Source organism: Erythrobacter sp. RANMB8 (genome assembly GCF_056848235.1).
Genome location: NZ_JBREHG010000012.1, coordinates 68,289 through 82,701 on the forward strand (window position 1 = coordinate 68,289; position 14,413 = coordinate 82,701).

Below are 14,413 nucleotides of genomic sequence, written 5' to 3' on the forward strand. Positions count from 1 at the left end.
AACCGGTTTTTGGCTCTTCGCGATGCGACAGCGGGGTGGCTCTAGCTGCCCGTCGGCGGTTCGTCCTTCAGCACCTCGTCCTTGTCCTCGAAGCTGAGGCCATGCTTCAGCAGCATCGGGATCTGGCTGAAGGTGAACAGGAAGGTCAGCGGCAGGAACACCCAGATCTTGGCCCACAGCCAGCTTTCGAAGGAAAGCTGGGCGCGCAAGCCTTCGTTGAGTGCTGCGAGGAACAGGAAGAACACCCCCCAGTTGCGCGACAGCTTGAGCCAGCCCTCGTCGGTAAGCCCTTCGAAGGCGGCTTCGAGCAGCACTTTCAGCAGCGCCTTGCCCGCGAAATAGCCGCCCAGCAGCACCACGCCGAAGCTGGCGTAGATGATGGTCGGTTTCAGCTGCACAAAGGTCGGGTCGCCGAAAAAGATGGTGAGGCTGCCGAAGCCCACGATCAGCGCGGTCGAAAACCACAGCATCGGCGAAACCTTGCCCAGCCGCCATTTGGACACCAGCAGCGCGACGACTGCGGCGACCATGAAAGCCCCTGTGCCCGCGATGATCGCGGCCAGTTCGCCGGCGGGGTTGGGGTTGTCCGGCGCGTTCATGCGATAGACGCCAAGAAACACCAGCAGCGGGCCGTAATCGACCGCGACGTTGAGCCAGCTTGAAGCGGCCTTCTTGCCTTCCGTCTCGCTCATCACGCCACCCCGGCAATCACCCGCGCCACCAGATCGGGGTCGAACGGGCGCAGGTCTTCCATCTTCTCGCCGACGCCGATGGCGTGGATCGGCAGGCCATATTGCTCGGCCGCCGCGACCAGCACGCCGCCCCGCGCGGTGCCATCGAGCTTGGTCATGATCAGGCCGGTGACGCCCGCCACCTCCTTGAACACGTCGATCTGGGCGAGCGCGTTCTGCCCGTTGGTGGCATCGAGCACCAGCACCACATCATGCGGCGCTTCGGGATTGAGCCGGCCGAGGACGCGGCGGATTTTCGCCAGTTCCTCCATCAGCTCCTTCTTGTTCTGAAGACGCCCCGCAGTGTCGACGATCAGCGCATCGATCCCGGTGTCAGTCGCCTGCTTGACCGCATCGAACACGATCGCCGCCGGATCGCCGCCTTCGGGGCCGCGCACGATGTCAACGCCGATGCGGCCCGCCCATGTCGCCAGCTGTCCGATCGCGGCAGCGCGGAAGGTGTCGCCCGCGGCCAGCAGCACGCCGTAATCGTCTTCCATGAACAGGTGCGCGAGCTTGGCGATGGTGGTGGTCTTGCCGCTGCCGTTGACCCCGATCACGAGGATCACCTGCGGGCGCGGGAAGGCGGTGATTTCGAGCGGCTTGGCGACCGGGCGCAGGATCGCGGCGATTTCCTCGGCCACGGCCTCTTTCAGTTCGCGGGTGGTGACTTCCAGCCCGAAGCGCTTTTCCGCCAGCCGCGCGCGGATGCGGCCCGCCGCGGCGGGGCCAAGGTCGGACATGATCAGGGCATCCTCGACCTCGTCGAGCGTTGCATCGTCGAGCTTTGCTGTCCCGCCACTGCTGCCCGGCAGGTTGGCAGCAAGGCGCTCCGAGGTTTTGGCAAAGCCGCCGAACAGGCGCTGGGTCCAGCTGGTTTCACTCATCGGAGCAGGCCCTCCCAGACCTCGCGCACGGTCACATCGATAATGCTGCCCGCCGCTGTCCCTTCGGGAAGGGCGACGCGGGCGTAATGGGGGGCATAGCCGGTGCCGTCGCGTTCGGCGAGCACGGGCAGGGTTTCGCCCACAAGCGCGGCGAGCCAGGCGGCGCGGCGGCTGGCGGCCCGTTCGCGCAAGGCGGCGGCGCGGGCCTTCACCACCTCGCGGGGCCATTGCGGCATCCGCGCAGCCGGCGTGCCGGGGCGGGGCGAGAAGGGGAAGATGTGGGCGTGCACGATGTCCAGTTCATCGATGATCGACAGGTTTTCGGCGTGGTGGCTGTCAGCCTCGGTCGGGAAGCCCGCGATCAGGTCCGCGCCCACGGCGATTTCGGGCCGCAGCGCCTTGAGCCGCGCCACCAGTTCCACCGCATCGCCGCGCAGGTGGCGGCGCTTCATCCGCTTGAGGATCAGATCGGCCCCGTGCTGGAGCGACAGGTGCAGGTGCGGCATGACCCGCGCCTCGTGCGCCAGCAGTTCGAACAGCAGCGGATCGATCTCCACCCCGTCCACCGAGGACAGGCGCAGGCGGGGCAGGGCGGGAAAGGCATCGAGGATCGCGGCCACCAGCACGCCGAGGCCGGGGCTGTCTGGCAGATCATCCCCCCACGAGGTCAGATCGACACCGGTCAGCACCACTTCCTGCGCGCCCGCCGCCAGATGGGTTTCGACCTCTCGCAGCACCTGCGGAACGGGCAGCGAGCGGCTGACCCCGCGCCCTTGCGGGATGACACAGAACGTGCAGGCATGATCGCAGCCGTTCTGCACCGCGATGAAGGCGCGGGTGCGCGCCGGCGCGACCGGTGCGGCATCGCCCGCGACATTCCAGCTGCGCGGATCGAGCTTGGCGGTGTTGGCCACCAGCCCGTCCACCTCGTCCATCGCGCCGATCGCCGCCCGGTCGATCTCTGCCGCACAGCCGGTGACGACCAGCCGCGCTGCGGGATGATCGCGGCGCGCGCGGCGGATCGCCTGCCGCGTCTGGCGCAGCGCCTCTCCGGTGACAGCGCAGGAATTGACCACAACGAGATCGCGCTCCCCCGCCAGCATGGCGCGCATCCGCTCTGCCTCGGCGATGTTCATGCGGCAGCCGAGGCTGATGATGGTGGGAGCGTTCAAGAAAAGGTGTCCCGGTCGAATGTGCCGCGGAAACTTTCCGCCGCAGGGCCGCTCATGAGGATCGTGCCGCCCGGCTCCCACGCGATCACCAGATCCCCGCCGGGCAGCGTCACGCGCACCGGGCTTGCCACCAGCTTGCGCCGGATGGCCGCGACCGCCGTGGCGCAGGCGCCCGTGCCGCAGGCCCGCGTCAGCCCCGCGCCGCGTTCCCAGACGCGCAGCTTCAGATGGTCCGGTCCGGCAAGGCTCGCCACATTGACATTGATCCGCTCGGGGAACAGCGGGTCATGCTCGATCACCGGGCCGAGCGCCTCCAGCGGCACCGCATCGGCATCTTCGACGAAGAAGATCACGTGCGGATTGCCGACATTGACCGCCATCGGTGTTGTCAGCTCGTCCCACCCCACGGGCATGGCGGCAGTGTCCATCGGGTAGGCGAGCGGGATAGCGTCCCAATCGAAGCGCGGGGTGCCCATGTCTACCCGCGCCCCGCCGTCCATCGGTTCAAGCGTGATCGGTCCGCCGCCGGTTTCGATGGTGACAGGCGCGCCATGCAGCAGCGCCACGGCCCGGCTGGCATTGCCGCAGGCTTCCACCTCGCCACCATCGCTGTTGAAGATCCGCATCCGGAAGGCGTGGATCGTGCCGGGCTCAAGCACGATCACCTGATCGCAGCCGATGCCGGTGCGCCGGTCGGCGATGGCGCGGGCGAGGTTGGCGGTCATCGGCGGCAGTGCCACCTCGCGTCCGTCGAGCACGACAAAGTCGTTGCCGAGGCCGTGCATCTTGATGAAGGCGATTGGTTGCGTCACGCCAGCGCATCTATGCACCGGCGGGGCCTGCGTCCAGTCCTGCGTCCAGTCCTGCGGGGCGGCTTGCGACCGGCGGGTCAGGAACGGGCGCTGCGGAACACCGGTTGGGCTGCGCTTTCCGTCGGGGTTTGGCGGGCCTGCGGCTGACGGGCGAGCTTGCCCGCAGCCCGCAGCCGTTCGCGCACCCCTTCGGCATCTTCGGGCGTGCCATAGAGATAGCCCTGCGCCTTCAGCCGGCCCATGCCCTTCAGCGCTTCGAGGATGCTGGCGTCCTCGACGCCTTCAGCCGTCAGCGGCAGATCAAGCCCGCGACCCATCGAGACAATCGCCTCGACAATCCGCGAACGCTGGCCCGGATTGCGCAATTCGCCGACAAAGCTGCGGTCGATCTTGATCCGGTCGAACGGCAGGTGGCGCAGCTGTTCGAGGCTGGAATAGCCGGTGCCGAAATCATCGAGGCTGATCTTCACGCCCTGGTTGCGCAGGGAAATGATCATCGAACGCACCAGCCCGATATTGTCGTGCAGGCAGCTTTCGGTGACCTCGATTTCAAGCCGTTGCGGCGGGAAGTTGGCTTCCACCAGCATCTTCAGCAGGCGCTGGGCAAACCACGGATCGCGCAGCTGCACCGGCGAGATATTGACCGAAAGCGTGATCGAATCGTCCCATTCGCGGGCATCGGCGAAGGCCTGCTGCATCAGGCTTTCCGACAGGGCGGTGATCAGGCCGATCTCCTCGGCAATCGGCACGAAGATTTCGGGGCTGATCAGGCCGAGCTGCGGCGAATTCCAGCGGGCGAGCATTTCGAAGCCCACCAGCTCGCCGGTCTGCACATCGACCTGCTGTTCGTAGAACGGGATGAACTCGCCCTGCGCCAGCCCGCGCCGGATGCCGGTTTCGAGCTGGTTGCGGAAGCGCAGCTCGTGTTCCATGCTCGCCTCGAACCAGAAGTAACGGTTGCGGCCTTGCTTCTTGGCGTGGAACAGCGCCATGTCGGCGCGGTGCATCAGGGTGGCCGCGTCGATCACCGGGCCGATGCCGCCATCGGGTTCGTGATCGGCCGCAAGCCCGATCGACGCCGTGGTCTCGATCGTCGCAGCGGGCAGGGTAAAGGGCAGGGAAAGCTGTTCGAACAGGCGGATCACCAGGTCATCCACCCGTTCGCGCTGGGCCGGCGGGTAGGCCATGACGAAGGCGAATTCATCGCCGCCCAGCCGCGCCAGAGCGGTCTCGCGCGGCAGCACCTCGCGCAGCCGCTGGCACAGCATCACCAGCACCGCATCGCCGCCGGTGTGGCCGTTCATGTCGTTGATCTGCTTGAAATTGTCGACGTCGATCATGCAATAGGCGATGGCATCGCCGCGCTGTTCGGCGCGTTGCCGCAGCGCTTCGGTGGCGTCCAGCATGCTGCGGCGGTTGAGGCAGCCGGTGAGCGGATCGGTTGCCGCGAGCACGCGGGCGCGTTCTTCCGCGCGGCGGCGTTCGGAGATTTCGCGGGTCAGTTCGCGGTAACGGCGCCAGCCGAAGATGATCAGCGCGATGTTGAGCAGCAGCGCATTCACCAACAGCACATCGGGCGCGCTGCCGGTGCTGAACACGGCGGTCAGCGCCCTTGGCAGAACCGATCCGCCGGTGCCCACCAGCAGGATGACGGCGGCTGCGGCAATGCCCATGGCGATGATGTCGCGCTCTGCGGCATCCAGCGGATTGTTCGGCTCGTGATTTGTCAAAATCCTGTGCCCCGTGCGAATTGAGCGGATGGAGCTTTGCCATCTGCGACCTGAAAAGGATTTCGCACAACACGCTGAAGATCGGGTTAATTCGGGCAATGCCCCTGCCAGAGGTCTTGGCGGGCGGGTGTTGCCCGCGCTATCGGGGCGGCCTTGTTGATCACGGAGCGAGTTTGCGCATGGCCTATTGGCTGATGAAATCCGAGCCCTTCAAATACAGCTGGGACGATCTGGTGGCCGAGGGTGAAGGCACCTGGGACGGGGTGCGCAACTACCTTGCCCGCAACAACCTGATGGCGATGCAGCCGGGGGACGAGGCGTTCTTCTACCACAGCCGCGAAGGGCTGGAGATCGTCGGCATTGCCGAAATCACCGTGTCCGGAATCGGCGATCCCACCGACGATACCGGCAAGTGGGCAGCGGTGAAGCTGAAGGCGAAAGACAAGTTCGCCAAGCCCGTTACGCTCGCCGCGATCAAGGCCGAACCGCGGCTGGCCGAGATGCAGCTGATCCGCCTGTCGCGCCTTTCGGTGTGCAGCGTCACGCCGCAGGAATGGGCCGTGATCTGCGAGATGGCCGCCGGCTGAGCCACAGCGAATGTTTCACGTGAAACATCGCCAGAACAGCACGGAAAAGGGGCCTAGAAGGGGTCTAGAGGGGGTCTAGACGGGTCTAGGAGGGGTCTGGCAGCGCCCGCTCAACCCGCTCCTTTGGCCCTTGCGCGCAGCCCGCTGATGGTGGCGCCGCTGGCCGCAATCCGTTCCAGATCGGTCAGCGCGTGGATCAGGCGGATGCCGCCGCGTGCCCTGGCTTCATTCAGCGCGGCGAGGAATTCGCCGGTTGTCCGAACCTTGGCACTCCACGCGCCGTAGGCTGCGCCCAGCATCGCGAAATCGGGGTTGGCGAGGGTCGTGGCCGAAACGCGGCCGGGATATTCGCGCTCCTGATGCATCCGGATCGTGCCGTAGGCGCCGTTATCCACCACCACCACGATCAGGTTCGCCCCGTATTGCGCAGCGGTGGCAAGTTCCTGTCCGTTCATCAGGAAATCCCCGTCGCCCGCCACGGCCACCACGGTGCGTTCGGGGAAGCGCAGTGCGGCAGCGACAGCGGCAGGCACGCCATAGCCCATCGCCCCGCAGGTGGGCGCAAGCTGGCCGGGATAGGCCGCGTAACGCCAGTAACGGTGCCACCATCCGGCAAAATTGCCCGCGCCGTTGCAGATGATCGTATCGGCGGGCAGGCTGGCGCGCATCGCCTGCACGCACTGGCCAAGGTCGATTCCCGCGTCCGAGGCCTGCGGCGTTGCCCATTCCAGCCATTCGCGGTGCGCCTCGCCGCCCGCATCGAAGGGGATCACCCCGTCATCTTCCCACAAGGCGGCGCATTCGGCGAATTCATCGACCCCGCAACACAGCGCCAGATCGGTGCGATAGACGCGGCCTAGCTCCTCCGGATCGGGGTGGATGTGGATCAGCGTCTGGCCGGGGTGCTCCAGCGTCGGCACAGTGTAGCCATCGGTGGTCGCCTCACCCAGCCGCGCACCCACCGCGATGACGAGATCGGCGTTCTTTACCCGCTCGACCAGCCTGGGGTTGGGCCCATAGCCGAGGTTTCCGGCATAGACCGGGCTATCGGGCGCAATTGCATCCTGCCGCCGGAAGGCGGTGGCCACCGGCAGGCCGATGCGTTCGGCAAATTGCTGGAAATAGGCCCGCGCCTTGGTGTTCCAGCCCGCGCCGCCGATGATCGCCACCGGGCTTGCGGCATCGGCAATCAGATCGAACACCGCCTGCATCGCATCCGGGCAGGCAGCCTGCGCCGTGCGGGTGACGAAGGGGCGGGGGGCAAGACTGGCGGGCACCTGTTCCACCAGCATGTCTTCGGGCAGGGCCAGCACCACCGGCCCCGGCCTGCCATTGATCGCCACCGCATAGGCGCGGGCGATGTATTCCGGGATCCGCGCCGGATCGTCGATGCGGGCGGCCCATTTGCAGATGGGGCCGAAGAAGGCGGCGAAATCGACCTCCTGAAAGCCCTCGCGCCCCTGCATCCCGCGCGCGACATCGCCCACGAACAGGATCATCGGCTGGCTATCCTGATGGGCGACATGCACCCCGATGCTGGCATTGGTCGCGCCGGGGCCGCGCGTGACAAAGGCAATGCCGGGGCGACCATCGCCTGCCGCACCCATTGCGCCATCCGCGCAGGCCATGAAGGCTGCGCCCCCTTCCTGACGGCAGGTGATCACATCGATTTCCGGCCGGTCGGGCAGGGCATCGAGCACGGCGAGGAAGCTTTCCCCCGGCACAGTGAAAATCCGCGTCGCACCCTGCACCGCAAGGCAATCGACCAGCAGAGCGGCAGCGCTGCGGGTGGAATCGGTCATGAAAGGCGTCTCCCGTCGTCCTTGGCGGGCTCTAGCGCCGGGGCGGGCGCGGCGCAAACGCGGTGGCGGGGTTAACCACGCCGGGTCCCTGTCCCGTCCTGCGACACCTTGCGGCAGCGGCGTTCACAAAGGTTAAGAAAGTCTTAAAGTGGCCCTCACAAGAGGGAGAATCGCGCAATGCGCCGCAGCCTGGTCCTTACTGACGAAAGCGCCCGCCACTGGTTCCGGGCGAGCCTGCCGCCGCACGTGAAGCGCGATCTGATCCCGATTCCGGCGGAGACGCTGTGGCGGTTGACGATGTCGGACGTGCGCGGCTTTGCCAGCACCTATGTCGCGGCGACGGCGGCGATCCTCGCCTTTATCATCTAGAGCGTTTCCGGCCCGCGCAGCGCCTCGGTGGCGTGCAGCTTGGTCGCCAGCCGGGCGGACAGCAGGCACAGGACAAGGCTGATAAGCAGCTGTTCCTGCAAGGGAATGCCGAACAGCCCCAGCGCGCCTGCCACGCCCGCGCCAATCACCATGTAGATCGACGAGATGAAGTTGTTCGCCGCGACCGAGCGCGAGGCTTCGGACTTGTCGACGCGGGTGGTGAGGAAGGCATAAAGCGGCACGACGAACATGCCGCCCGCCACCGCGATCAGCAGCAGGTTGACCAGCAGCACCAGCGCCAGCGGCTGCACGAGGAATTCGCCCACGGTGAACAGGTCGCCCGCAGGCTGCAAATCCCACATCCGGCACAGGCCATAAAAGGCGATCAGCAGCACGCCCAGCGCCAGCACAGAGCGTGCCGAATAGCGCGCCGAGATATCGCCCTTGAGCAGCGCGTTGATCGAAACCGAGCCGATCGCGATCCCGGCCGAAAAGGCCACCAGCAGCACGGCGGCAACCTGTTTGTCGGCCAGCAGCACGTTCTTGGCGAGCGGGATGAACTGCACCGAAAGGATCGCGGCAATCGTCCAGAAGTAACTGATCGCCAGGACAGAATAGCGCAGCTCGGGATTGCCCATGGTAAAGGCGATCAGCGATTTCGAGGCGCGGACAGGGTTCCAGTCGACCGCGATTTCCTCGGTCTGGGCAGGGGCAGGCGGCACCCACCGGCACACGATGTAGCCAACCAGCGCAACCGCGATCACCGCGATGATGCTCGCGATGATCGGCATCGCCCCGCCCAGCATCATGCCGACCAGGATCGCCACGTAAGTGCCCGCCTCGACAAGGCCCGTGCCGGCCAGCACTTCATCCTTGTGCAGGTGCTGCGGCAGGATCGCGTATTTGATCGGGCCGAAGAAGGTCGAATGCACCCCCATCGCAAACAGCGCCACGAACATCAGCGGGATGGCAAGGCTTTCGATCGACATGCCCTTTGCCGCCAGCAGCAGGCCGGTGGCACCGACCGACATGATGATGATTTCGGCAAACTTGATCCAGCGGATGATCTTGGTCTTGTCGCGCATGTCGGCCAGCTGGCCTGCGGTGGCGGAAAACAGCACGAAAGGCAGCACGAACAGCGCGGTGGCGACGCCGCTGATCAGCGTCTCCATCTCGGGCGAATCGTAGACCTGATAGACCACGAACAGCACCATCGCGTTCTTGTACAGATTGTCGTTCAGCGCATTGAGCAACTGGGTCAGGAACAGCGGCAGAAACCGCCGCTGGCGCATGAGGTGCGTCGAAGTGGTCATCTGCGATATGCGCCAGTGCTGCTACGTTACCTGTGGGGCGGACATAGCGCGCACGGGCGCTTTCACAAGAGCGCTTGGCCGCAGGGGAAGGCGAGGGTGGGGGGCTTTTGCGCGAAGCCAAGCCGCGCTAAGCGGGGTGTAGCCATGTCGAGCCTGCCCAATATCCTCACCCTGTCGCGCATTTTTGCCGTGCCGCTGCTGGCCTTCTTCCTGTGGTGGCCGGAATGGCGGCTGGGTTATCTGGTCGGCTTCGTGCTCTACACCATCATCGCGATCACCGATTACATCGACGGCTATCTGGCGCGCGCTTACGGCACGGTGTCGAAGCTGGGGACGTTCCTTGATCCCATCGCCGACAAGATCATGGTGGCGGCGGTGATTCTGGTGCTGACCGCGCAAGGATACCTGCGCGGGCCCTATGCGGGCGATGTCCATGTGATTGCGGGCCTTGTGATCCTGATCCGCGAGATTGCGGTGTCGGGCCTGCGCGAATTTCTGGGCGGCATCCAGGTGTCGGTGCCGGTATCGAAGCTCGCCAAGTGGAAGACGACCTTCCAGCTCGTGGCGCTGGGCGCGCTGATTCTGGGCGGGGCGGTGCATGGCAAGCCGTGCCAGTCGGTGCTTGAGGCCTGCGGCACCATCGCCGACAGCTGGGTGCATCTGGTCGGGCTGGTCAGCCTGTGGGCCGCCGCCGTGCTGACCTGCATCACCGGCTGGGATTATCTCAGGGTGGGGATGAAGCACCTCGACTGAGAGGCGCGGTTGAAGGGCGGGCAGGTCAACCCGCCCGCAGTTCTTCCGCCAGCAGCTGGAAATCGGCCTCGCGCGGGGAATTGCGGCGCCATGCCAGCACGATCTCGCGCCTCGCGGTGGGGCTGTCCACGGGGCGGGCGACCACATCGGTGCCGGCCAGAATGCCCGCCTTCAGCGCCATTTCGGGCAGCATGGTCAGGCCAAGGTCATTGTCCACCAGCTGCACCAGCGTGTGGAGCGAGGTGCCGATCATCGCCGCGCTGGCGCGCAGTTCCGAACGCGAACAAGCCGCCAGCGCGTGATCGCGCAGGCAGTGCCCATCCTCCAGCAGCATCAACCGGCCCTGATCGATCATCTCCGGCTTGACGCTGGCGGGCGGATCGCGGGGATCGTCCTTGGGAAAGGCGATGAACAGCCGGTCGTCGGCAATATGCGCGATGGCCGCATCGCCGGTGTCGAACGGCAGCGCCAGCAGCACGCAATCGACCCGCCCGTGGCTGAGCGATTCGAGCGCATCGTGGCTGGTTTCCTCACGCAGCAGCAGCTTCAGTTCCGGCCGCTCGCGGCGCAGGCGCGGCAGCACGCGGGGGAGCATGAAGGGGGCGATGGTCGGGATCACGCTCATCCGCAACTCGCCCACCAGCGGCTTGCCCGAAGCCTGCACCAGATCGACCAGCTCCTCCGCCTCGCGCAGCAGCCGGTTGGCCTTGGCCACCACCTGTTCGCCCAGCGCGGTAAAGCGCACCACCCGGCGCGAGCGTTCCACCAGCGTCACCCCCAGCAGCGATTCCAGCTCGCGGATGCCCGCCGACAGCGTCGATTGCGATACGAAGCTGGCATCGGCGGCCTTGCCGAAATGGCCATGTTCGTGGAGCGCGACGAGGTATTGCAGCTGCTTGATGGTGGGGAGGTAGGTGGACATGGCCTTCGCCTACTCCGCCGCCAGCGTATCGGGCGCGTCGTTTCCGGCCTCTGCTTCGGCCGGGGGCGGCACCGCCACATCGTCGATATGGGTCATCTTCAGCCGGCCTTTCTCGACCGCGAAGGCGAGCTTGCCTTCGACCAGATCGAGCGCATCCTTGCCGAACACCTCGAACCGCCAGCCTTGCAGCACCGGCAGATCGCGCATGCCCGCCGCGAGCGATTCCATCTCGTCGGCGCGGGTTAGCAGGCGCGGGGCGACGTCGATCTCGCGGGCGCGGATTTTCAGCAGCAGCTTGAGCAGATCCGCCACCAGCGCGCCTTCCTTGCCCAGCGGCGCACCGTGCTTGATCTTCTCGGGCATTTCATCCTTGGGCAGCGGCTCGGCATCGGCCAGCACCTTCATCAGCCGCTTGCCGATGTCGTTATCCTTCCATGCCGGGCTGAGACCGCGCACCTTGGCAAGATCGGCCTGCGATTTGGGCGGGCTGGAGGCGATGTCGGCCAGCGTTTCATCGCGCATGATCCGCCCGCGCGGGATGTTCTTGTGCTGCGCCTCGCTCTCGCGCCAGGCGGCCAGCGCCTTCATCCGGCCGAGCACCTGCGGATTGCGGCCCGGCTGGCGGATGCGCTTCCATGCCACGCCAGGATCGGTGAGGTAGTTCGACGGATCGGCAAGCTTTTCCATCTCGGCATCCAGCCAGATGCCGCGCCCGGTCTTGATCAGTTTCTTCAGGATGCGCGGGAAGATCACCGCCAGATGCGTTACATCGCCGATCGCATATTCAATCTGCCGGTCGGTCAGCGGACGGCGGCTCCAGTCGGTAAAGCGCGCCCCCTTGTCGATGGTGAGGCCCATCCATGTCTCGACCAGATTGGCATAGCCGATCTGTTCGGACTGGCTGATCGCCATCATCGCGATCTGCGTGTCGAAGATCGGGTGCGGGGTCTTGCCCGTCAGGTTGACGATGATTTCAACGTCCTGCCCGCCGGCGTGGAAGACCTTGAGCACGTCTTCATTGTCGCACATCAGATCGAGCAGAGGCTTCAAGTCGATCCCCGGCGCCATCGGATCGATCGCGGCGGCTTCTTCGGTGTTGGCGATCTGCACCAGGCACAGTTCGGGCCAATAGGTGTTCTCGCGCATGAATTCGGTATCGACCGCGACGAATTCGGAACTTGCGAGGCGGGTGCAGAGGTCTTCGAGCGCCTCTGTCGTGGTAATCAGCGGATGGATCTTCATGTCTACTTTTCACTTTGCGGGCGGAGTGCCGCCCTCGGGATCGAACCCAGTTTGCGCCCGCCCAAATGCCAAGCTTGGCTTGACAAAGTGCAAGGCTTGCCCTGTTAGCGCGCCGGTGACGGAGCAAGGCTCCACAGGCGCCCGCGCGCCCTAGCGTCATAGCCGCGAACAGGACAAGAGTTTAGATGCACCCCTACCGCACGCATACTTGCGCACAGCTTTCTGCAAGCCACGTCGGCGAGACGGTCCGCCTGTCGGGCTGGATCCATCGCAAGCGCGACCACGGCGGCGTGCTGTTTGTCGACCTGCGCGATCATTACGGCATCACCCAGATCGTGGCGGACAGCGACAGTCCGGCGCTGCCGGTGCTTGAAGGCCTGCGGGTCGAAAGCGTCATCACCATCGAAGGCGAGGTGAAGGCGCGGGTGGCCGAGACGGTCAATGCGAACCTCGCGACAGGCAGCATCGAGGTGTTTGCCCGCGGCGTGACGGTGCAGAGCGCGGCGGAAGAGCTGCCGATGCCGGTCGCCGACGAACAGCCTTACCCTGAGGACATTCGCCTCAAGTACCGCTTCCTCGATCTGCGGCGCGAGACCCTGCACAGGAACATCATGACCCGCGTGGCGGTGATCGCCGACATGCGTGCACGGATGAACGCAGCCGGATTCAACGAGTTCTCGACGCCCATTCTCACCGCCTCTTCGCCCGAAGGCGCGCGCGACTTCCTCGTGCCGAGCCGTATCCACGCGGGCAAGTTCTACGCGCTCCCGCAGGCGCCGCAGCAGTACAAGCAGCTGCTGATGGTGGCGGGCTTCGACCGCTATTTCCAGATCGCCCCCTGCTTCCGCGACGAAGACCCGCGTGCCGACCGCCTGCCGGGCGAATTCTACCAGCTCGATCTCGAAATGAGCTTCGTCACGCAGGAAGAAGTGTGGGAGACGATGGAGCCCGTGATCCAGGGCACCTTCGCCGCCTTTGCGGGCGACAAGAAGGTCACTCCCGCCGGTGAATTCCCGCGCATCCCCTATGACGAGGCGATGCTGAAGTATGGCAGCGACAAGCCCGATCTGCGCAACCCGCTGATCATCAGCGATGTCTCTGCGCACTTCACGCAGTCGGGCTTCGGCCTGTTCGAGAAGATCGTCGGCGGCGGCGGTGTCGTGCGGGCCATCCCCGCGCCTGCGACCCACGAGAAGAGCCGCAAGTTCTTCGACGACATGAACGACTGGGCGCGCAAGGAAGGCTATGCGGGCCTCGGCTATGTCACCCGCAAGGGCGGGGAATTCGGCGGGCCGATCGCCAAGAACCACGGGCCCGAGCGCATGGCCGAGCTTTACGCCGAGCTTGGTCTTGGCGAGAATGACGGCCTCTTCTTCGCTGCGGGCAAGGAAGCCGATGCCGCCAAGCTGGCGGGCGCGGCGCGTATCCGTGTGGGCGAGGAGCTGGGCCTGATCGACGAAAACGCCTTCGAACTGTGTTGGATCGTCGATTTCCCGTTCTACGAGTGGAACGAGGACGAGAAGAAGGTCGACTTTTCACACAACCCCTTCTCGATGCCGCAGGGCGGGATCGAGGCGCTGAACGGGCAGGATCCGCTGACGATCAAGGCGTTCCAGTACGATCTGGTCTGCAACGGCTATGAAATCGCCTCCGGTTCGATCCGCAACCACAAGCCGGAAACGATGGTCAAGGCCTTCGAGATCACCGGCCTCACGCAGGCGGATGTCGAGGAACGCTTCGGCGGGATGTACCGTGCGTTCCAGTACGGCGCACCGCCGCACGGGGGCATGGCTGCAGGCGTCGACCGGATCATCATGCTGCTGTGCGGTGCGAAGAACCTGCGCGAAATCTCGCTCTTCCCGATGAACCAGCGCGCCGAGGATCTGCTGATGGGCGCGCCGTCTCCGGCCGAACCGCGCGCCCTTCGCGAATTGCACCTGCGCGTGGTCGAGCCGCCGAAGAACACCGGCGGCGCGGCCTGACCGACTCTCGTCGGGCGTGCGGGGCGCTCTGCCGCTGTGGGCAGCGCTCCTCATGCCCACTTGCGCTTGTCCGCGCCCTTCATTAGGGCGGGGGCGAGATTTACTAACCCC

Annotated in this window: 13 protein-coding genes; 4 read left to right on the forward strand and 9 right to left on the reverse strand. The window is 65.7% G+C overall.

All coding sequences use genetic code 11. The features are described from left to right. Positions 1-41: 41 nt before the first annotated feature. The 5 genes from ACU0AG_RS13065 to ACU0AG_RS13085 form a co-directional block, all read right to left on the reverse strand. Positions 42-692, reverse strand: a complete 651-nt coding sequence (locus tag ACU0AG_RS13065) for an inner membrane-spanning protein YciB (protein WP_482782714.1) — start codon at positions 690-692, stop codon at positions 42-44. Beyond that, positions 692-1,618: a signal recognition particle-docking protein FtsY gene (gene ftsY / locus ACU0AG_RS13070; RefSeq protein ID WP_482782715.1), complete on the reverse strand. Its 927-nt coding sequence runs from the start codon at positions 1,616-1,618 to the stop codon at positions 692-694. The genes ACU0AG_RS13065 and ftsY overlap by 1 nt, the downstream gene beginning before the upstream one ends. Beyond that, the gene (locus ACU0AG_RS13075) at positions 1,615-2,790 is read right to left on the reverse strand and encodes a MiaB/RimO family radical SAM methylthiotransferase (RefSeq protein ID WP_482782716.1); all 1,176 of its coding nucleotides are present in this window, start codon (positions 2,788-2,790) and stop codon (positions 1,615-1,617) included. The genes ftsY and ACU0AG_RS13075 overlap by 4 nt, the downstream gene beginning before the upstream one ends. Then, positions 2,787-3,575, reverse strand: coding sequence for a diaminopimelate epimerase (gene dapF / locus ACU0AG_RS13080; protein ID WP_482782744.1), 789 nt, complete (start codon positions 3,573-3,575; stop codon positions 2,787-2,789). Before dapF ends, ACU0AG_RS13075 begins: the two co-directional genes overlap by 4 nt. 104 nt (positions 3,576-3,679) lie before the next feature. Next, complete coding sequence (locus ACU0AG_RS13085) at positions 3,680-5,332, reverse strand: putative bifunctional diguanylate cyclase/phosphodiesterase (protein WP_482782717.1); 1,653 nt, start codon at positions 5,330-5,332, stop codon at positions 3,680-3,682. 179 nt (positions 5,333-5,511) lie between these two features. Between ACU0AG_RS13085 and ACU0AG_RS13090 the strand changes: the two genes are divergently transcribed. Then, positions 5,512-5,919 (forward strand): EVE domain-containing protein, encoded by a 408-nt coding sequence (locus ACU0AG_RS13090; protein ID WP_482782718.1) that lies wholly within the window; start codon positions 5,512-5,514, stop codon positions 5,917-5,919. Between the two features lie 110 nt (positions 5,920-6,029). On the opposite strand, the gene ACU0AG_RS13095 is transcribed toward ACU0AG_RS13090, so the two are convergent. After that, positions 6,030-7,721: a thiamine pyrophosphate-binding protein gene (locus tag ACU0AG_RS13095; RefSeq protein ID WP_482782719.1), complete on the reverse strand. Its 1,692-nt coding sequence runs from the start codon at positions 7,719-7,721 to the stop codon at positions 6,030-6,032. A gap of 177 nt (positions 7,722-7,898) precedes the next feature. Between ACU0AG_RS13095 and ACU0AG_RS13100 the strand changes: the two genes are divergently transcribed. Further along, positions 7,899-8,090: a hypothetical protein gene (locus tag ACU0AG_RS13100; protein ID WP_482782720.1), complete on the forward strand. Its 192-nt coding sequence runs from the start codon at positions 7,899-7,901 to the stop codon at positions 8,088-8,090. On the opposite strand, the gene ACU0AG_RS13105 is transcribed toward ACU0AG_RS13100, so the two are convergent. Then, the gene (locus ACU0AG_RS13105) at positions 8,087-9,403 is read right to left on the reverse strand and encodes an MFS transporter (protein WP_482782721.1); all 1,317 of its coding nucleotides are present in this window, start codon (positions 9,401-9,403) and stop codon (positions 8,087-8,089) included. The genes ACU0AG_RS13100 and ACU0AG_RS13105 overlap by 4 nt on opposite strands. 144 nt (positions 9,404-9,547) lie before the next feature. Between ACU0AG_RS13105 and pgsA the strand changes: the two genes are divergently transcribed. Then, positions 9,548-10,156, forward strand: coding sequence for a CDP-diacylglycerol--glycerol-3-phosphate 3-phosphatidyltransferase (pgsA, locus tag ACU0AG_RS13110; RefSeq protein ID WP_482782722.1), 609 nt, complete (start codon positions 9,548-9,550; stop codon positions 10,154-10,156). Positions 10,157-10,181: 25 nt separating this feature from the next. Here the strand turns inward: pgsA and ACU0AG_RS13115 are convergent, their stop codons facing one another. Further along, entirely contained in the window at positions 10,182-11,078 is an 897-nt protein-coding gene (locus tag ACU0AG_RS13115; protein WP_482782723.1) for a hydrogen peroxide-inducible genes activator, read from the reverse strand. Between the two features lie 9 nt (positions 11,079-11,087). Further along, positions 11,088-12,320, reverse strand: coding sequence for a ribonuclease D (rnd, locus tag ACU0AG_RS13120; RefSeq protein WP_482782724.1), 1,233 nt, complete (start codon positions 12,318-12,320; stop codon positions 11,088-11,090). Positions 12,321-12,505: 185 nt separating this feature from the next. On the opposite strand from rnd, the gene aspS reads away from it, so the two are divergent. Further along, on the forward strand, positions 12,506-14,302 hold the full coding sequence (gene aspS / locus ACU0AG_RS13125) for an aspartate--tRNA ligase (RefSeq protein ID WP_482782725.1): 1,797 nt from the start codon (positions 12,506-12,508) through the stop codon (positions 14,300-14,302). The last annotated feature ends 111 nt before the right edge of the window (positions 14,303-14,413 follow it).

Excerpts from the sequence above, each read along its gene's own strand:
- ACU0AG_RS13105 (WP_482782721.1), bottom strand. The coding sequence starts at position 9,403 with ATGACCACTTCGACGCACCTCATGCGCCAGCGGCGGTTTCTGCCGCTG.
- ACU0AG_RS13065 (WP_482782714.1), bottom strand. The coding sequence starts at position 692 with ATGAGCGAGACGGAAGGCAAGAAGGCCGCTTCAAGCTGGCTCAACGTC.
- rnd (WP_482782724.1), bottom strand. The coding sequence starts at position 12,320 with ATGAAGATCCATCCGCTGATTACCACGACAGAGGCGCTCGAAGACCTC.
- dapF (WP_482782744.1), bottom strand. The coding sequence starts at position 3,575 with ATGCACGGCCTCGGCAACGACTTTGTCGTGCTCGACGGACGCGAGGTG.
- ACU0AG_RS13115 (WP_482782723.1), bottom strand. The coding sequence starts at position 11,078 with ATGTCCACCTACCTCCCCACCATCAAGCAGCTGCAATACCTCGTCGCG.
- ACU0AG_RS13095 (WP_482782719.1), bottom strand. The coding sequence starts at position 7,721 with ATGACCGATTCCACCCGCAGCGCTGCCGCTCTGCTGGTCGATTGCCTT.
- ACU0AG_RS13090 (WP_482782718.1), top strand. The coding sequence starts at position 5,512 with ATGGCCTATTGGCTGATGAAATCCGAGCCCTTCAAATACAGCTGGGAC.
- pgsA (WP_482782722.1), top strand. The coding sequence starts at position 9,548 with ATGTCGAGCCTGCCCAATATCCTCACCCTGTCGCGCATTTTTGCCGTG.
- aspS (WP_482782725.1), top strand. The coding sequence starts at position 12,506 with ATGCACCCCTACCGCACGCATACTTGCGCACAGCTTTCTGCAAGCCAC.
- ACU0AG_RS13100 (WP_482782720.1), top strand. The coding sequence starts at position 7,899 with ATGCGCCGCAGCCTGGTCCTTACTGACGAAAGCGCCCGCCACTGGTTC.
- ftsY (WP_482782715.1), bottom strand. The coding sequence starts at position 1,618 with ATGAGTGAAACCAGCTGGACCCAGCGCCTGTTCGGCGGCTTTGCCAAA.